Source organism: Pseudomonas sp. PWP3-1b2, assembly GCF_049896045.1.
In the GTDB taxonomy this organism is placed as follows: Bacteria; Pseudomonadota; Gammaproteobacteria; order Pseudomonadales; family Pseudomonadaceae; genus Aquipseudomonas; species Aquipseudomonas antarctica_B.
On the sequence record NZ_JAFCTN010000031.1, the window covers coordinates 1 to 16,528 of the forward strand.

Genomic DNA, 16,528 nt, shown 5'->3' on the forward strand with positions numbered 1-16,528 from the left:
GCGATAGCGGTGTGCCTGCCCATAAATGGGTGACTGACACACCGCTATCGCAGGCAAGCCAGCTCCCACATTTTTGATCAGTGTTTACAGGCGTTAATAGCCGTTGCTGCCGTAGTCGATTGTAAATTCGAAGCCCTGAACCCGCTCCACCCCAGTCTCCAACCGTCCGTCGGCATGCAACCTTAGCCACCGATACCCCGGCGCCTGCTCGCTGACCTTGAAGTCCTCACTGCCCGGCGCGAACTGAATACAGGTAGAAGGCGAGGCCAACAGCCGCACGCCGTTGCGCTCAAGATCAATCTCCTGATGCACATGCCCCCACAGCACCGCTCTGACCTGCGCAAACCGGTCGAGCACCGCAAACAACGCATCCGGGTTACGCAGCCCGATCGGCTCCATCCACGCACACCCGATGGGCACCGGGTGATGATGAAAGCACACCAGATGATGCCGGTCCGGTGCTTCGCTCAAGGCCTGGGCCAGCAATTGCAGCTGTTGATCCTGCAGATAGCCCGGCACTGAGCCTGGAACAGCCGAATCCAACAGGGTGACACGCCAGTTGCCAATATCGACCACAGGCTCCAGTAAATCGCTGTGCACGGCGGCATGCGCCATGATCTGCGGCTCATCGTGGTTGCCGGGGATCCAGCGCGCCGGGGCGTCGATCTGCCGGGTCAGCTCGCGAAACTGTTGATACGACTCAAGCGTGCCATCCTGGGACAAGTCCCCCGTGGCCAGCATCAAGTCAATCTGCGGCTGCTGCGCTTGCACCAGGTCGATCACCCGCTGCAGGCTTTCACGGGTATTCATGCCCAACAGCGTACTGTCAGCCTCGGCAAACAAGTGGCTATCAGACAGTTGCACCAGCAATACCGGCGCATCAGGGTTCACGGCGGATACGCTCGACAAGGCGCTCTCCCAGGCAATCACAGGAAATAGACAGTAGGCGCGATTATGCTGGGGCAGGACACAAGAGGAAACCCAAGGAAGCAGATGCAGTTCACATCTACCGCACCACTTCGAACTCGTGGCCCAGGGCAAGGCAATGGCTTAGCCACTCACCGAGGAACACATTGAGCTGTGCTTTCTCATCGGGCTGGTGCATGAACACGTTCGGGTAGGGGTAGATGCTGCGAAAGCGGCGCGCATGTTCGGCGCTGATCACTTCGGCCATGCGTGCGTCGTGATACACCTGCACTTCCAGTTGCGGCACCGGCAGCCACGGCAGGCTGTGTTCCTGGCGCACGCGCAACGTGGTGGTGTACGGGCAGTTGACGATGACCTCAAGGGTCAGCACGCCAAGCATCTGGTCGCCGTGGGTGACGGCAATGCGCCGCGCCTCGGGGGCGTGGCGCATATCGGGAAGCAAACGCATCAGCCGCGCATAGTTGGCCTCGCAGGCGGCTTGCAGGCCGATCAGGTCGACTCGATAACGTTCCCGTGCCTTTACTGCCATAACCCCCTCACTTCCGCGCGATTAAGCGCAAGCCATTGCAGGGCGATAATGCTCGCTGCATTGGAAATTTTGCCGTCACGCACCGCTTGCAGGGCGTCTTCGAAAGCCCAACGGGTAACGCGGATGTCTTCTGCTTCTTCTTCCAGTCCATGCACGCCACCGGCGCCGGAGCTGTCGCAACGGCCCAGGTACAAGTGGACGAATTCGGTGCTGCCGCCGGGCGACGGGAAGTATTTAGTGATTGGCCACAACGCGGAGAACGTCAGCCCAGCTTCCTCCTCGGCTTCGCGGTGTGCAACCTCCTCAGGTTCTTCGTCCTTGTCGATCAGGCCGGCCACCATTTCCACCAGCCACGGGTTGTCGGTACGGCCCATGGCGCCCACACGGAATTGCTCGATCAGCACCACTTCATCGCGCTGCGGGTCGTAGGGCAGCACACACACGGCGTCATGACGAACAAAGACTTCGCGGTTGATCACCCGGCTCATGCCGCCGTCGAATTTCTCGTGACGCAGCTGTATGCGATCAAGCTTGTAGAAGCCTTTGTAGGCATTGTCGCGCTGAACGATTTCAATTTTGTTCGGCGTCGATTTGGCGATGTCCGTCATATCAATCCTCGTTATGCCCGTGCAGTTGGCGCCATCCTAACGCGCTCACGCCCCTCGGTGCAGCCCCTTTACAGTTGCCGGGATAGACGGCGGGCGTCAAACTCACTCTAATCAGCCTAGTGGCGAACTGACTGCGTTGTCGGCAGTCGAAGGTCCACTCTTTTCGCTTTCCATCGATTTGTGAAGGACACCCATGTCGCTTTTGAAAATCGCCTCCGTGGCTTGTATCGCCTTGACCCTGGGGGCTTGCCAGAGCCTGTTTCAGCCCAGCCATCTCAAGCCGCTGGACACCAAGCAAGACGCCTCGGAACAGATCAAGCCAGGCTGCGACAGCCCTGCCTGCCCGCTGGTGAACATCGACACCGTGCATTTCCCAAGCGAGCCGCAGCTCGACAGCATTGTGGAACAGCGCCTGCTGCAAATGACCCGCAACTCGCCGGGCGCCAGCGTGCCGCCGACCCTGAATGCCTACCGCGACAAGTTTTTGCGCGAATCGCCGGACCGCAACAGCATGTACTTGCAAGCCAAGGTACGCGAGCAGCATGACGGACTGGTGATCGTTGAAGTGTCGAGTTACCTGGACACCGGCGCCGTTCATGGCGAACCTGGCCGTGGTTTCATCAACTATTCGCGCCTGCTGCACAAAGAGCTGAGCCTGACCGACATGCTGCTGCCGGGCCAGGAACAGGCGTTCTGGAACACTGCGAAAGTCGCCCACAACAGCTGGCTGATCAACTCGCAGATGGACCGAGACCCGGAGTTTGTGAAGAACTGGCCGTTCCAGAAAACCCCGAACGTGGCCCTGACAAGCGCCGGCGTGGTACTCAAGTACAACGTGGCGACCATCGCCCCTTACGCATTGGGGCTGATCGAAATGACCATCCCCTATGCGCGCCTCACCGGTGTACTCAAGCCTGAACTGATGCCCGCGCGCCGCTAAACGCACGGCCCAGAATCAGCTGCAACAGCCCTGCCAGCACCAGCGCCGGCAGGGTTGCGCCAACATCCGGATAGAGGTTGGCCAGCACGTGGTAGGCAGCGATGCCGCCCAGCCACGCCACCAACGCCGGCCAATGCAGGTTGGCCACTGAGCCCTGGCCACGGCGGCGCAGGATGAAGTGATCCACCAGCACCACGCCGAACAGCGGCGCGAACACCGAGCCGATCAGCAGCAGGAAGTTCTGGTACTGCGCCAACGGTGCAAAGCAGGCAATCAAGGTGCAGATCACACCGATGGCCAAGGCCAGATGCTCGACCTTCAAGCGCAACAGCATCCCGCTGGAAACCGCCGCCGAGTGAATATCGGCGAAGGCGTTTTCCGACTCGTCCAGCAGGATCAGCAACAGCGGAATGCCCAGGCCAGCGCCCGCCAGTGCGAGCAACAGCGCGTTCACTTCACCGCTGGGCGCAAACGCCAGGGTGTAGGCCACGCCCAGGCTCATCAGCCAGAAATTACCGATAAAGAAACCCAGCGCAGTGCCGCCAAATACGCTTTTCGCACGTTTGCCAAAGCGTGAGTAATCGGCAATCAGCGGCAGCCACGACAGCGGCATGGCGATGGCGATATCAAACCCCACCGCAAACGGCATCGAACCGTCACCGGATTTGGCCCACAGCGCGGCAAGGTCGGCTTTGGCAAACAGGTTCCAGGTCAGCCACAGGCAGGCGGCAAGCAGCAGCCAGATGCCCCATTTACGCAGGATTTGCCGCACGAACGTCAGTGGACCGCTGACGGCCAGTAATGTCGCCAGACCACCAAAAAACAGCGTCCACAGCAATGGGCTAGCCAGCAGGCTGCCTTCGCTGAACGCACGAGTGCCGAGCAGGCTCGCGGCGTCGCGCATGATGATGATTTCGAACGAACCCCAGCCGATCAGCTGCAGCAGGTTCAGCAATGCGGGCAGGCTCGCGCCTTTGGCGCCGAGGCTGAGTTTGAGCGCGGCCATGGCGGACAGGCCGGTGTCACTGCCGATCACGCCGACGGCAGCCAGCAGCAACACGCCCACCAGCGTGCCGAGGAAAATCGCCAGCAACGAGCCGGACAAGCCCAGGCCCGGCGCGAGGAGTGCACCGGTTTGCAGGACCATCAGGCCGATGCCGAGGGAGAACCACAGGGAGAACAGGTCGCGGGCGCCGAACACGCGTTTGTCGCTCGGCACGGCGATGTCAGGTGAGTAGGTACTCGGTTGAATGCTCAAGGGTGTTATCTCTGAGGGGCATTTGTTGTTTGCAAGATTGCTATCGCGGGCAAGCCCGGCTCCCACATCTGGAATGCATTCCAGTGTGGGAGCCGGGCTTGCCCGCGATAGCGGCGGCACAGTCACCGCCGCCTAGGGATCAGACCTTTTTGTACAGTTGACTGCCTTCCTGCTTGAACCGCTCCGCCTGCTCCGCCAAACCCTTGGCCACGTCTACATCCACCGCTTCAATGCGCTGGTTGGCCGCGTATTCACGCACTTCCTGGGTAATCTTCATCGAACAGAACTTCGGCCCGCACATCGAGCAGAAATGCGCGACCTTGGCCGAATCTTTCGGCAGGGTTTCGTCGTGGTACGAACGCGCAGTGTCCGGGTCCAGGCCAAGGTTGAACTGGTCTTCCCAACGGAATTCAAAGCGCGCCTTGCTCAAGGCGTTGTCGCGGATCTGCGCGCCCGGATGGCCCTTGGCAAGGTCAGCCGCATGCGCCGCGATCTTGTAGGTGATGATGCCGGTCTTCACGTCATCCTTGTTCGGCAAGCCCAAGTGTTCCTTCGGCGTGACGTAGCAGAGCATGGCGCAACCGAACCAGCCGATCATCGCCGCACCGATGCCCGACGTGATGTGGTCGTAGCCGGGCGCAATGTCGGTGGTCAGCGGGCCGAGGGTGTAGAACGGCGCCTCGTCGCAGCATTCCAGCTGCTTGTCCATGTTCTCCTTGATCAACTGCATCGGCACGTGGCCGGGGCCTTCGATCATGGTTTGCACGTCATGCTTCCAGGCGGTCTTGGTCAGTTCGCCGAGGGTTTCCAGCTCGCCGAATTGCGCGGCGTCGTTGGCGTCGGCAATCGAACCCGGGCGCAGGCCATCGCCAAGGGAGAAGCTGACGTCATAGGCCTTCATGATTTCGCAGATTTCATCGAAATGCGTGTAGGTGAAGTTCTCTTTGTGGTGCGCCAGGCACCACTTGGCCATGATCGAACCGCCACGGGACACGATGCCGGTGACACGCTTGGCGGTCAGCGGCACGTAGCGCAGCAACACGCCTGCGTGAATGGTGAAGTAATCGACGCCCTGCTCGGCCTGCTCGATCAGGGTGTCGCGGAACAGCTCCCAGGTCAGGTCTTCGGCGGCGCCGCCGACTTTTTCCAGGGCCTGGTAAATCGGTACGGTACCGATCGGCACCGGCGAGTTGCGGATGATCCACTCGCGGGTTTCGTGGATGTGTTTGCCGGTGGACAAGTCCATCACGGTGTCCGAACCCCAGCGAATGCCCCAGGTCAGTTTCGCCACTTCTTCTTCAATGGAAGAACCCAGCGCACTGTTGCCGATGTTGCCGTTGATCTTCACCAGGAAGTTACGGCCGATGATCATCGGTTCCAGTTCGGTGTGGTTGATGTTGGCCGGGATGATCGCGCGGCCACGGGCGATTTCTTCGCGTACAAATTCGGGCGTGATGATTTTCGGCACGCTGGCGCCGAAACTGTGGCCGGCGTGCTGCTGGTCGAGCAGGCCGGTGGCGCGGGCTTCTTCGAGCTTCATGTTTTCGCGGATGGCGACGTATTCCATCTCGGCGGTGATGATGCCTTTGCGCGCGTAGTGCATCTGCGTGACGTTGGCGCCGGCCTTGGCGCGGCGCGGGTTTTTCACGTGAGCGAAACGCAACGCCGTCAGCTCGGCATCGCTCAGGCGCTGTTGGCCGAAATGCGAGCTCAAGCCCGGTAGGCGCTCAGTGTCGCCACGCACTTCGATCCACGGCGAGCGCACGTCGCCCAGACCTTTGCGCACATCAATGATCACGTTGGGGTCGGTATACGGGCCGGAGGTGTCGTAGACCACCACGGGCGCGTTGATTTCACCGCCGAAATCGGTGGGGGTCACGTCCAGGCTGACTTCGCGCATCGGCACGCGGATGTCCGGGCGAGTGCCTTGTACGTAGATTTTTTGCGAGCGGGTAAACGGCTGCACGGAGCCGGAGTCGACCTTGGCCGATTCACTCAAGTGCACGGTGTTTTTCAGTTTTGTACTTTTTATTTCTGTGCTCATCACGGGCTCTCCAACTATCCAGGCGGTGGATTTTTGTCGGAGCGAACCTGGGACGGATGGACGCACTGAAACCAGTGCTGTGCAATGCACGAGGGCTGTTCGGTGGTCGAACAACATCCCGGGCGAAGCACAAGAGGACTCGCCGGGTGACGAGAAATCTTGTTCCCTACGCAGGCGCTAACCTGATCAGGTTCAACGGGATCCGGTATTTACCGATCTCAGCCTTCCAACAAGGCACCCCGACAAGAACGCGGCCAGTCTAGACCATGGCGTGGGGAAATTGCCAATGGCGGTGCATTCAGCGTGATGAATGGCGTGATTGCAGGATTGTTGTGGCGTGATCGCGCAACTACACTCGGGCGTTGCCTCAACGCTTGACGCCGGAAACGGCCAGCCTTAGCCTTGGGCGCTAAATTATAGCCGTAATATTGAATCTAGGGATCGCCACATGCTGCGCAAACTCTCACTGGCTCTCGCCGTGTCTTGTGCGACCAACGGAATGGTCTGGGCAGCTGAAGCGCCCTTGTCCGCCCAAACCGATCTGGTCAGCGTCTACCAGGAAGCGGCCAGCAACAACGCCGACCTGGCGGCTGCCCGTGCCCAATATGGCGCACAGAAAGAAGTGGTGCCCCAGGCCCGCGCCGGTTTGCTGCCAAACCTGTCAGCCGGTGCCGACAGCAATAATGTGCGCACCCAGATCGACCAACCGGCCGCCACCGTCAACCGTGACGCTCACTCCTGGCGTGCAACCCTGAGCCAGCCGCTGTTTCGCGCCGACCGCTGGTTCCAGCTGCAAGCCGCCGAGGCGGTCAACGAACAAGCCTCGCTGCAACTCTCGGCCACCGAGCAGAACCTGATCCTGCAAAGCGCCGAAAATTACTTCGCCGTGCTGCGCGCCCAGGACAACCTGGCCTCTACCAGGGCCGAAGAAAACGCGTTCAAGCGTCAACTCGACCAGTCCAACGAACGCTTCGACGTGGGCCTGTCCGACAAGACCGACGTGCTGCAATCCCAGGCCAGCTATGACACTGCACGCGCCAACCGCATCGTCGCGCAGCGCCAGGTCGATGACGCCTTCGAAGCGCTGATCACCCTGACCAACCGCCAGTACAACTCGATTCAAGGCATCGTGCACACGTTGCCGGTGTTGCCACCGTCGCCGAACGACGCCAAGGCCTGGGTTGAAACCGCCGGTCGTCAGAACCTCAACCTGCTCGCCAGCAACTACGCCGTCACTGCCGCCGAAGAAACCCTGCGGCAGCGCAAGGCCGGCCACTTGCCGACCCTTGATGCCGTGGCGCAATACGAAAAAGGCGACAACGACGCGCTCGGCTTCAGCAACCCGAACCAACTGCCGGTGCCGTACGGTGGCGATGTGTCCCAACGCACCATCGGCCTGCGCCTGAACATCCCGATCTACAGCGGCGGCCTGACCAGCTCGCAAGTGCGTGAATCCTATTCACGCCTGGACCAGAGCGAGCAGCAGCGCGAAGGCTTGCGCCGTCAGGTGGTAGAAAACACCCGCAACCTGCACCGCGCAGTGAACACCGACGTGGAACAGGTGCAGGCGCGCCGCCAGTCGATCATCTCCAACCAGAGCGCGGTGGAAGCCACGGAAATCGGTTATCAGGTGGGCACGCGCAATATCGTTGATGTGCTGGATTCGCAACGCCAGCTCTACGCGTCGGTGCGCAACTACAACAACAGCCGCTATGACTACATTCTCGACAACCTGCGGTTGAAGCAAGCGGCAGGCACGTTGAACCCGGGGGATTTGCAGGACCTGGCGCGTTATCTCAAGGCCGACTACAACCCGGACAAAGACTTTCTGCCGCCGGATTTGGCCAAGGCTGCCGCCGAACAGCTCAAGGCCCGCCCCGGTTCCTGAGCCCACACCAAAAACCAATGTGGGAGCTGGCTTGTGTGGGAGCTGGCCTGCCTGCGATACAGACACCTCGGTCCTTCAAACACACCGGGGTGATGCTATCGCAGGCAAGCCAGCTCCCACATTTTGATCAGCGCTAATTCAGCAGTCTGTCCAAGCCATCGAGCAAGCGCTTCAGCGCCCCCTGGTTGGCCTGCATCACTTTCAATCCTGCTGCAGCCATCTTGCGCGCGTCCTGCGGCAGTTCGAACAATTGCCGCACAGCCTGCGCCAACCCTTCGGCATCATCCACGGCTCGCAACGCCCCGGCTTCGCGCATCATCGCGGTGATGTCGAGGAAGTTGAATACGTGCGGCCCCATGATCACCGGCTTGCCAAGCGCCGCCGGCTCCAGCGGGTTGTGGCCGCCAGTGGCAACAAGGCTGCCACCGACGAAAGCGCTGTCAGCCAACGCATACAGAAACAGCAACTCGCCCATGGTGTCGCCCAGCAACACCGAAGTTTGCGCAGTCACCGGCTCACCGCTGGAGCGGCGCACTGTGGCAAAGCCGCGTTGCGTGCACAGCTCGAACATCGGGCCGAAGCGTTCCTGATGACGCGGCACCAGAATCAACAACGCATTCGGATAGCTGGCAAGCAATTGGCGATGAGCCGCGAGAACCACTTCGTCCTCACCTTCATGGGTACTGGCGGCGATCCACACCGGGCGCTCGCTGGCGCCCCATTGCTCGCGCAGGGCGGCGGCGCGCACCGGCAGTTGTGGGTCGATGGTCAGGTCGAATTTGATCGAGCCAGTGACCTCAACCGTTTCCGGGCGCGCGCCCAGGCTTAGATAACGCTGCGCTTCGGTTTGCGTCTGCACGGCAAACAGGCTCATTTCAGCGAGCATCGGCGCGGTCAGCTTGGCGAAACGTCCGTAACCCTTGGCCGAACGCGCCGACAATCGAGCATTGGCCAACGCAACCGGAATCCCGCGTCGAGCGCAGGCGTGAATATGGTTGGGCCACAGCTCGGTCTCCATGATCACTGCCAGCTTAGGCTGCACCCGATCAAGAAACCGCTTGGCCGCGCACGGCACGTCATACGGCAAATAGCAGTGCTGAATGCGCGGCTCATTGGCGAACAGCGCCTGAATACGCTCGGAACCCGTGGGCGTCATGCAGGTGACGGTAATCGGCAACGTGGGATGACGTTCCATCAGCCCGCGAATCATCGGCGCGGCGGCAATGCTTTCGCCGACCGACACCGCATGCACCCAAATCCCGCCCGGCTGCATCACCGGCAAGCCATAGGAAAACCGTTCGCCGACGCGCTTGGCGTAGGCCGGGGCCTTGCGCGCGCGCAGCCACAGACGTAAAGCCACCAACGGCAGCGCCAGGTAAAACAGACAGCTGTAGAGAGTTCTATTCATGGCGGCGGAGTTTATCGGCTTTTTCAGTCGATCGCCTGCAAGCACTCGGCAAATCGTTCGGCCAGGAAACGCGCAGCAGGCCCGAGGTGCTCATCCCGGCGCCAGACCAATTCCACCACCAGCGCCGGCGGGGTCCATTCGCTGTGCAGTTCGACCATCTGCAGCTGATAGGTTGGGTACTGCACGATATGCCGGGGCAGCCAGGCCCAGCCCAGCCCACTCATCAGCCATTCAGCCAACACGTAGAAACTGTCGGCGCGCCACACCAGCGGGCTGGCGGCTTCACTGCCGGGGTAGACGCTGGTTTGGGTCGACATCAGCAATTGTCGAAACTGCGCCAGGCGCTGGCACGTCACATATTTGTCCTTCGCCAGCGGGTGATTCACGCCGCACACCGTGACCATTTCCACGCTGCCCACCACCCGCCGTTCAAGAGCTTCGGGGATTTGGTCGTGGTAAAACAACAGGCCCAGGTCCGCCTTGCGCTCCACCAGCTTGCGCGCCACATCGCCCTGGGCGGCGCTGGACAACTGCACTTCCAGATGCGGGTATCGCCCGGCCAATGCCTCAAGGCTGTCGAGCACCGGCTGGAACAGCATGGCTTCGTCCTGGGCCAGCCGCAGGCAGGGTTCTTCGCCGCGCGTCAGTGACAACGCGCGGCCATTGAGCCGCTCGCACTGGCGCAACACCTCGCGCGCTTCTTCCAGCAACACGCTGCCGGCTTCAGTCAGGGTTGGCTGGCGGCCACTGCTGCGTTCAAACAGGCTCAGGCCCAAATCCGCCTCCAGCAGCGCAATGCCGTTGCTCACCGCCGATTGCGCCTTGCGCTGGTCGCGCGCCACCGCCGAAAACGAACGCTGTTCAGCGACGCTGACGAACAAGCGCATCTGTTCGAGGTTCCACTGCACGCTCATGGCTCAACCCATCTTGATTTCGGATAGGTAATGACTTTATCCCATCTGCTGAAGCGTTAGAATGGCGACCTTATTCAAATACGCTGCACACCGAGGACACCTCTATGAATGCTGCCTACGTTTATCTGGCCATCGCCATTTGCTCGGAAGTGATTGCCACCGTTTCCATGAAGGCCATCAAAGGCTGGAGTACGCCCATCCCGCTGCTGCTGGTGATCGTCGGCTACGGCGTGGCGTTCTGGATGCTCACGCTGGTGGTGCGCACCGTACCGGTGGGCGTGGCCTACGCCGTGTGGGCGGGGATGGGGATTGTGATGGTCAGCGTCGCGGCGCTGTTTATTTACGGGCAAAAGCTTGATGTGCCGGCAATCATGGGCATGGGCCTGATTGTGCTGGGTGTGGTGGTGATTCAGCTGTTCTCGAAAACCGCCGGGCACTGACCCCGCCTCAACAGCCTGTATACTGCGCCTCTTGTCTTGAACACTGAGGTCGCCGATGCCATCCGATATTTCCACCGACGTTCTGATTGTCGGCGCCGGGGTTGCCGGCCTCTGGTTGAATGCGCGCCTGCGCGGCCAGGGGTTTTCCACGGTGGTAGTGGAAAGCGCCACACTCGGCGGCGGGCAAAGCGTGAAGTCCCAGGGGATTATTCACGGCGGTGCGAAATACGCCCTGCACGGCGCCCTCACCGGCGCCTCCGAAGCGATTGCCGACATGCCGCGCCGCTGGCGTGAAGCGCTGGCAGGCAATGGCGAGCTGGACCTGTCCGGCGTGCGCTTGCTGTCCGAGGCGCATTACCTGTGGTCCCCCGGCACACTCGCCGGCAACCTCACCAGCTTCTTCGCCAGCAAGGCCGTGCGCGGGAGGGTCGATCAGGTCAAGGGCGACGAGTTGCCCCCGGCCCTGCAAGACCGCCGCTTCAAGGGCAAGGTCTATCGCCTCGCGGAACTGGTGGTCGACGTGCCGAGCCTGGTCGAACGCCTGGCGCAACTGGCCGGAGACGGCTTGCTCGCCGGGCAACACATCGAACCGCTGCTGGACGGCGACACGCTGGTGGGGTTGAAGGTGGACGGTCGCGAGATCCGCGCCCAGCGCATCGTCTTGAGCGCAGGCGGCGGCACGGCGGATTTGCTCAGCGCCCTGGGCCTTAGCCAGCCGGCCATGCAGAAACGCCCGCTGCACATGATCATTGCCAAAGGCCCGGGCCTCAAACCGCTGTACGCCCACTGCCTGGGCGGCGGCACCAAACCGCGCATCACCGTCACCACCCACCCGGCTGCCGATGGCAATTGGGTGTGGTACATGGGCGGCGACATTGCCGAGGCGGACGGCGTGGCGCGCACACCTGAAGAACAGATCGCCACCGCGCAAAAAGAGCTGGCGCAACTGCTGCCATGGATCGACATGAGCCAGACCCAGTGGGCCACCCTGCGCGTCGACCGCGCCGAGCCGCTGCAATCGGGCCTGACCCGCCCGGACAATGCCTTTCTCGCCGATCAAGGCCGCCTGCTCGTCGGCTGGCCGACCAAGCTGGCCCTCGCGCCAGACTTCGCAGACCGCGTGCTCAATGCCCTCGAGCGCGACGGCATCCGCCCAAGCGCCACCGACGCCCTGCCCGACTTGCCGAAACCGGCCCTCGGCCAACCTGCCTGGGAGCAACTGTTGCCATGAGCCTGCCAACCCTGCACGACCTGCATCGCCCGCTGGGCAACACTGGCCTGCTGGTCTCGCCGCTGGGCCTGGGCACCGTCAAGCTGGGCCGCGACCAAGGGGTGAAATACCCCAATGGTTTCCAGATTCCCAATGATGAAGAAGCGCGGATGTTATTGCGCCAGGCCCGCCAGTTGGGCATCAACCTGATCGACACCGCGCCTGCTTATGGCCGCAGCGAGGAGCGCCTTGGCCCGCTGCTGCGTGACCAGCGCAAGGACTGGGTGATTGTCAGCAAGGTCGGTGAGGAGTTCGACGCGGGCGTGTCCCATCACGATTTCAGCGCGGCCCATACGCGCATGTCGATTGAGCGCAGCTTGAAACGCCTTGAAACGGATTTCATCGACCTGGTGCTGGTGCATTCCGATGGAAATGACCTTCACATCCTCAACGACTGCGAAGTTTACGAGACCCTGGAAGCGTTGAAAAAAGAAGGCAAGATTCGCGGTTTCGGCTTCTCCGGCAAAACCGTCGAAGGCGGCGTGAAGGCTCTGGAAAGGGGCGATTGCGCGATGGTCACCTACAATTTGAACGAACAGACCGAGAAAGCCGTGATTGATTACGCGGCGGCCCATGGCAAAGGCATCCTGGTGAAAAAAGCCCTGGCCAGCGGCCACGTGTGCCTGGAGCCGGGAATGGATCCAATTCGTGCCAGTTTCATGTTGTTGTTTGCGCACACCGGCGTCGCCAGTGCTATTGTCGGGACCATTAATCCGCTGCACCTGGCCCATAACGTGGCGACCGCTGCCCAAGTCATTCGTCAACTCTGATGCCGCCCACGCGGCCGACCCCGTCGCAAGAAGGAGCCGACATGCCGCGAACGCTCATAAGAAAAAACCCGAGCAACTTCAAAACACTGCCGCTGCACGTCGAAGCCACACCCGAAGGCCTGAGTTACCAGAGCGTGGGCATGCCGCTCAACTTCGCCCAGACCCTGCAACGGCGCAAGCCGGTGGAGGTAGCAGACCCGGAGCGCTTTGCCCTGGAGCTGGCCAACCTCGGTGTGTCGGTACGCCTGACCCTGCATTGGCAAAACAAGGATTACTGGGTGCTGGTACGCCAACGTCGCCAGGACCGTGGCGACGTGGTGCTCAAGCTGATTTCCGGCTACGTCCCTGCCCATGAACTGAACCTGCCGCTGCATACCGCCATCCAGGAAATTGCCGAAGAATGTTTGCTGGAGACGCCCGAAGGCTGGCTTGGCGGGCGCTTCAATGACACCTGGCTGCCTGCGCCCTACTCCGCCGCCCTGCATTACCGCGAGGCCCTGCCTTTTCGCTTGAGCCCGCTGTCTGGCGCCGCGCGCCCGGTGCGCTGCGCCACCACTCAACTGATCGAACGCCCACGCGCCTATGTGCACTTGCCCACGGCGTCGTTGCAGTTGATTTACGACTTGCGACTGGAAGTGCCGAAGGAAGCCAAGTCCCTCAGCCTGTTTCATGTGGATGAACGGCTGGAAGGCGACCAGTTGGTGGCGCGCCTTGACCGCCAGCGGCCGGATTTGTACCTGATGCCGTTGAAAGACGGGCAACCGATTGCCGAGTTGTACACGGTCAAGAAAGACCAGCTCATCCCGGCCAGCACCCGCGGTTTATACCTGGCGGAAAGCTTCGCGTTGCAGGAAGGCTGGCTGGTGCGGGACGAGCGGATTCGCTGGAAGGATTGGTTGCGTCAGCAAGGCCTGGCACAGCCTGAAAAAGAGTCGAAGCTCAAGCGCTTGACAGGCAAGGCCAAGCAGATGCTGCGCAAGATCGTGCCGAAGAAAAAAGCCAAAGGCTAAATCAAACCTGTTGTGAATATGGTTTGTGTGGGAGCTGGCTTGCCTGCGATAGCATCACCTCGGTACATCAGTTGGACCGAGGTGATGCTATCGCAGGCAAGCCAGCTCCCACACAAGCCCGCTCCCACATTTGATTGCGTTCAGCCGTTAAGCAGGCGCTCAAGGCCGACCTTCAGCGGGGTCGGCTTGGGCAGCGTGAAACTGGCCAACAGCCGCTGGTTATTCGCCCGCGAATGCCGAATATCCCCCAACCGCGCAGGCCCGTAAGTGATCGCCGGCAATGCGCCCACTACCTCTTCGAGCGCCTGCAACACCTGCTTGAGCGTGGTGGTGCGGTTCCAGCCGACATTGAGCGCACCCACCGGCGCATCCGGTACTTCGATCGCTTGCACGAGCAAATCCACCAGATCTTCCACGTACATGAAATCGCGGGTTTGCTCGCCGTCGCCGAACACGGTGATCGGCACGCCTTGCTGCACGCGCTCGCTGAAGATGCTGATCACACCGGAATACGGCGATGACGGATCCTGACGCGGCCCGAAGATATTGAAGAAGCGAAAGATCACCGGCTCCAGGCCATGCTGGCGGCGGTAGAAGTCGAAGTAGTGCTCGCCGGCCAGCTTGTCCGATGCATACGGCGTCAACGGCGCCTTGGTGGTCTCTTCGTCGATCGAAGCACCTTCGCCGTTGTTGCCATACACCGCCGCGCTGGAGGCAAATACCACGCGCTTCACACCGGCTTTGCGCATGGCCTCGCAGACATTCAAGGTGCCGACGAAATTGCTCTGGTGTGTGCTGACCGGGTCATCGACCGAGGCTTGCACCGACGCCACGGCGGCCAGGTGCACCACCGCCGTCGCGCCGATGGCGGCGTGCGCCACCCGTTCGGCATCGGCCACATCGCCTTCGATCAGTTCGACCCGCGGGTTATCCAACGGCAGATTGCTGCGCTTGCCGGTGGACAGGTCATCCAGCACCCGCACGGCATAGCCCTTGGCGAGCAATGCATCGACCAGGTGCGAGCCGATAAACCCGGCGCCGCCGGTAATCAGAATCCACTGCTCAGCGTCACTCATTGTTGCGAATCTTCTCGACAATGGCCGTGGTCGAGCTGTTCTCAACCAGGCCCAACACTTTGACCTTGCCGCCGTAGGCGCTGACGATATCGGCCCCCACTACCTGGTCGACGGAATAATCGCCGCCCTTGACCAGCACGTCCGGCTTGACCTGGGCCAGCAGGTTTTCGGGGGTACCTTCAGAGAAGCTGATCACCCAGTCCACGGCGCCCAAACCGGCCAAAACAGCCATGCGCCGATCGACACTGTTGATTGGACGGCCTGGGCCTTTCAGGCGGCTGACCGACGCGTCATCGTTGACCGCGACGATCAGACGATCGCCTTGGGCGCGCGCCTGCTCCAGGTAGGTCACGTGACCGGCGTGGAGGATGTCGAAGCAGCCGTTGGTGAACACAATGCTTTCGTTGTGGGCGCGCGCATCGTCAATCGCCAGCAGCAATTGTTCGATGGTCAGCACGCCACGTTCCGAGCCTTCGGAGCGCTGAATCGCACGGCGCAACTCGGGGGCGCTGATAGCAGCGGTACCCAATTTGCCCACCACAATGCCCGCCGCCAGATTGGCCAGGGCCACGGCGTGGGGCAATTCCTCACCGGCCGCGATGGAGGCAGCCAGAGTGGAAATAACGGTATCACCGGCGCCAGTGACGTCGAACACTTCACGGGCGCGCGCCGGCAGGTGCATCGCCGGGTGGCCAGGGCGCAACAGGGTCATGCCGTGTTCGCCACGGGTGACCAGCAAGGCGCCGAGGTCGAGGTCGGCCATCAGCGTCGCGCCCTTGGTCACCAGGTCGTGCTCATCGGCGCAGCCGCCGACGATGGCTTCAAACTCGCTGAGGTTTGGCGTGATCAGGCTGGCGCCCCGATAAATCGAGAAGTCCTTGCCCTTGGGATCGGCCAGTACGGGAATGCCTCGGGCCTTGGCGGCCTTGATCAGTTCCTGGTGATTCTTCAGGGCGCCTTTGCCGTAGTCCGACAACACCAGCACCTTGATGCCTTCGAGCAACGCATCAACCTGGCCGCTGAGGGCCAGGGCGTCGGTGGCGAAGGGTTCTTCGAAATCGATACGCAGCAATTGCTGGTGACGGCTCATGACCCGCAGCTTGACGGTGGTCGGCTGATGGGCAATGCGCTGGAACAGCGCGCGCACGCCGGCACCGCGCAGGCTGTTGGCCAGGCTGTCGGCGGCTTCGTCGTCGCCGGTCACACCCACCAGGGAGGCCGGGGCGCCGAGGGCGGCAATATTGAGGGCAACGTTGGCAGCGCCGCCTGGGCGGTCTTCGATTTGCTCGACCTTGACTACCGGTACCGGCGCCTCAGGGGAAATCCGTGAGGTACCGCCATGCCAGTAACGGTCGAGCATGACATCGCCGACCACCAAGACAGGGGCTTGATCGAATCGCGGCATGGACAACTTCATGGAGCAACCCACATACAAAATGAACAGGG

Annotated in this window: 15 protein-coding genes and 1 riboswitch; of the genes, 6 read left to right on the forward strand and 9 right to left on the reverse strand. The window is 61.6% G+C overall.

The genetic code is table 11. The features are described from left to right. Positions 1-93: 93 nt before the first annotated feature. The 3 genes from cpdA to ACP7A2_RS19300 form a co-directional block, all read right to left on the reverse strand. Positions 94-909, reverse strand: coding sequence for a 3',5'-cyclic-AMP phosphodiesterase (gene cpdA / locus ACP7A2_RS19290; RefSeq protein ID WP_426135487.1), 816 nt, complete (start codon positions 907-909; stop codon positions 94-96). A 97-nt stretch (positions 910-1,006) separates the two neighbouring features. After that, positions 1,007-1,456 (reverse strand): DUF1249 domain-containing protein, encoded by a 450-nt coding sequence (locus ACP7A2_RS19295; protein WP_017138485.1) that lies wholly within the window; start codon positions 1,454-1,456, stop codon positions 1,007-1,009. After that, complete coding sequence (locus ACP7A2_RS19300; protein ID WP_426135488.1) at positions 1,447-2,064, reverse strand: NUDIX domain-containing protein; 618 nt, start codon at positions 2,062-2,064, stop codon at positions 1,447-1,449. The genes ACP7A2_RS19295 and ACP7A2_RS19300 overlap by 10 nt, the downstream gene beginning before the upstream one ends. A 193-nt stretch (positions 2,065-2,257) precedes the next feature. Here ACP7A2_RS19300 and ACP7A2_RS19305 point away from each other — a divergent pair, with 193 nt between their 5' ends. Beyond that, on the forward strand, positions 2,258-3,004 hold the full coding sequence (locus ACP7A2_RS19305; protein ID WP_426135489.1) for an RsiV family protein: 747 nt from the start codon (positions 2,258-2,260) through the stop codon (positions 3,002-3,004). Here ACP7A2_RS19305 and cytX read toward each other — a convergent pair. Both cytX and thiC read right to left on the reverse strand, forming a co-directional pair. Continuing rightward, positions 2,973-4,262 (reverse strand): putative hydroxymethylpyrimidine transporter CytX, encoded by a 1,290-nt coding sequence (gene cytX / locus ACP7A2_RS19310; protein ID WP_426135490.1) that lies wholly within the window; start codon positions 4,260-4,262, stop codon positions 2,973-2,975. The two genes, ACP7A2_RS19305 and cytX, sit on opposite strands and share 32 nt — an antisense overlap. A gap of 139 nt (positions 4,263-4,401) precedes the next feature. Then, a complete protein-coding gene (thiC, locus tag ACP7A2_RS19315; protein ID WP_426135491.1) occupies positions 4,402-6,306 on the reverse strand; it encodes a phosphomethylpyrimidine synthase ThiC in 1,905 nt (634 codons plus the stop codon). 146 nt (positions 6,307-6,452) lie between these two features. After that, positions 6,453-6,558, reverse strand: a riboswitch (TPP riboswitch). Between the two features lie 196 nt (positions 6,559-6,754). Between thiC and ACP7A2_RS19320 the strand changes: the two genes are divergently transcribed. Further along, complete coding sequence (locus ACP7A2_RS19320; RefSeq protein ID WP_426135492.1) at positions 6,755-8,194, forward strand: TolC family outer membrane protein; 1,440 nt, start codon at positions 6,755-6,757, stop codon at positions 8,192-8,194. A 133-nt stretch (positions 8,195-8,327) separates the two neighbouring features. Here the strand turns inward: ACP7A2_RS19320 and waaA are convergent, their stop codons facing one another. Next, positions 8,328-9,602: a lipid IV(A) 3-deoxy-D-manno-octulosonic acid transferase gene (gene waaA, locus ACP7A2_RS19325; protein WP_426135493.1), complete on the reverse strand. Its 1,275-nt coding sequence runs from the start codon at positions 9,600-9,602 to the stop codon at positions 8,328-8,330. A 23-nt stretch (positions 9,603-9,625) separates the two neighbouring features. Further along, positions 9,626-10,516, reverse strand: a complete 891-nt coding sequence (locus ACP7A2_RS19330) for a LysR family transcriptional regulator (RefSeq protein WP_426135494.1) — start codon at positions 10,514-10,516, stop codon at positions 9,626-9,628. A 104-nt stretch (positions 10,517-10,620) separates the two neighbouring features. Between ACP7A2_RS19330 and ACP7A2_RS19335 the strand changes: the two genes are divergently transcribed. The 4 genes from ACP7A2_RS19335 to ACP7A2_RS19350 are packed head-to-tail and all read left to right on the forward strand — an operon-like array spanning position 10,621 to position 14,006. After that, a complete protein-coding gene (locus ACP7A2_RS19335; protein WP_348062405.1) occupies positions 10,621-10,956 on the forward strand; it encodes a DMT family transporter in 336 nt (111 codons plus the stop codon). 55 nt (positions 10,957-11,011) lie between these two features. Next, positions 11,012-12,187, forward strand: coding sequence for an NAD(P)/FAD-dependent oxidoreductase (locus ACP7A2_RS19340; protein ID WP_426135495.1), 1,176 nt, complete (start codon positions 11,012-11,014; stop codon positions 12,185-12,187). Next, entirely contained in the window at positions 12,184-12,996 is an 813-nt protein-coding gene (locus ACP7A2_RS19345) for an aldo/keto reductase (protein ID WP_426135496.1), read from the forward strand. Before ACP7A2_RS19340 ends, ACP7A2_RS19345 begins: the two co-directional genes overlap by 4 nt. 41 nt (positions 12,997-13,037) lie before the next feature. Beyond that, the gene (locus ACP7A2_RS19350) at positions 13,038-14,006 is read left to right on the forward strand and encodes a metal ABC transporter ATPase (RefSeq protein WP_078740376.1); all 969 of its coding nucleotides are present in this window, start codon (positions 13,038-13,040) and stop codon (positions 14,004-14,006) included. Positions 14,007-14,146: 140 nt separating this feature from the next. Here the strand turns inward: ACP7A2_RS19350 and ACP7A2_RS19355 are convergent, their stop codons facing one another. Then, complete coding sequence (locus ACP7A2_RS19355; RefSeq protein ID WP_426135497.1) at positions 14,147-15,082, reverse strand: NAD-dependent epimerase/dehydratase family protein; 936 nt, start codon at positions 15,080-15,082, stop codon at positions 14,147-14,149. Continuing rightward, positions 15,075-16,499: a bifunctional D-glycero-beta-D-manno-heptose-7-phosphate kinase/D-glycero-beta-D-manno-heptose 1-phosphate adenylyltransferase HldE gene (gene hldE, locus ACP7A2_RS19360; protein WP_426135498.1), complete on the reverse strand. Its 1,425-nt coding sequence runs from the start codon at positions 16,497-16,499 to the stop codon at positions 15,075-15,077. The genes ACP7A2_RS19355 and hldE overlap by 8 nt, the downstream gene beginning before the upstream one ends. Positions 16,500-16,528: the final 29 nt, after the last annotated feature.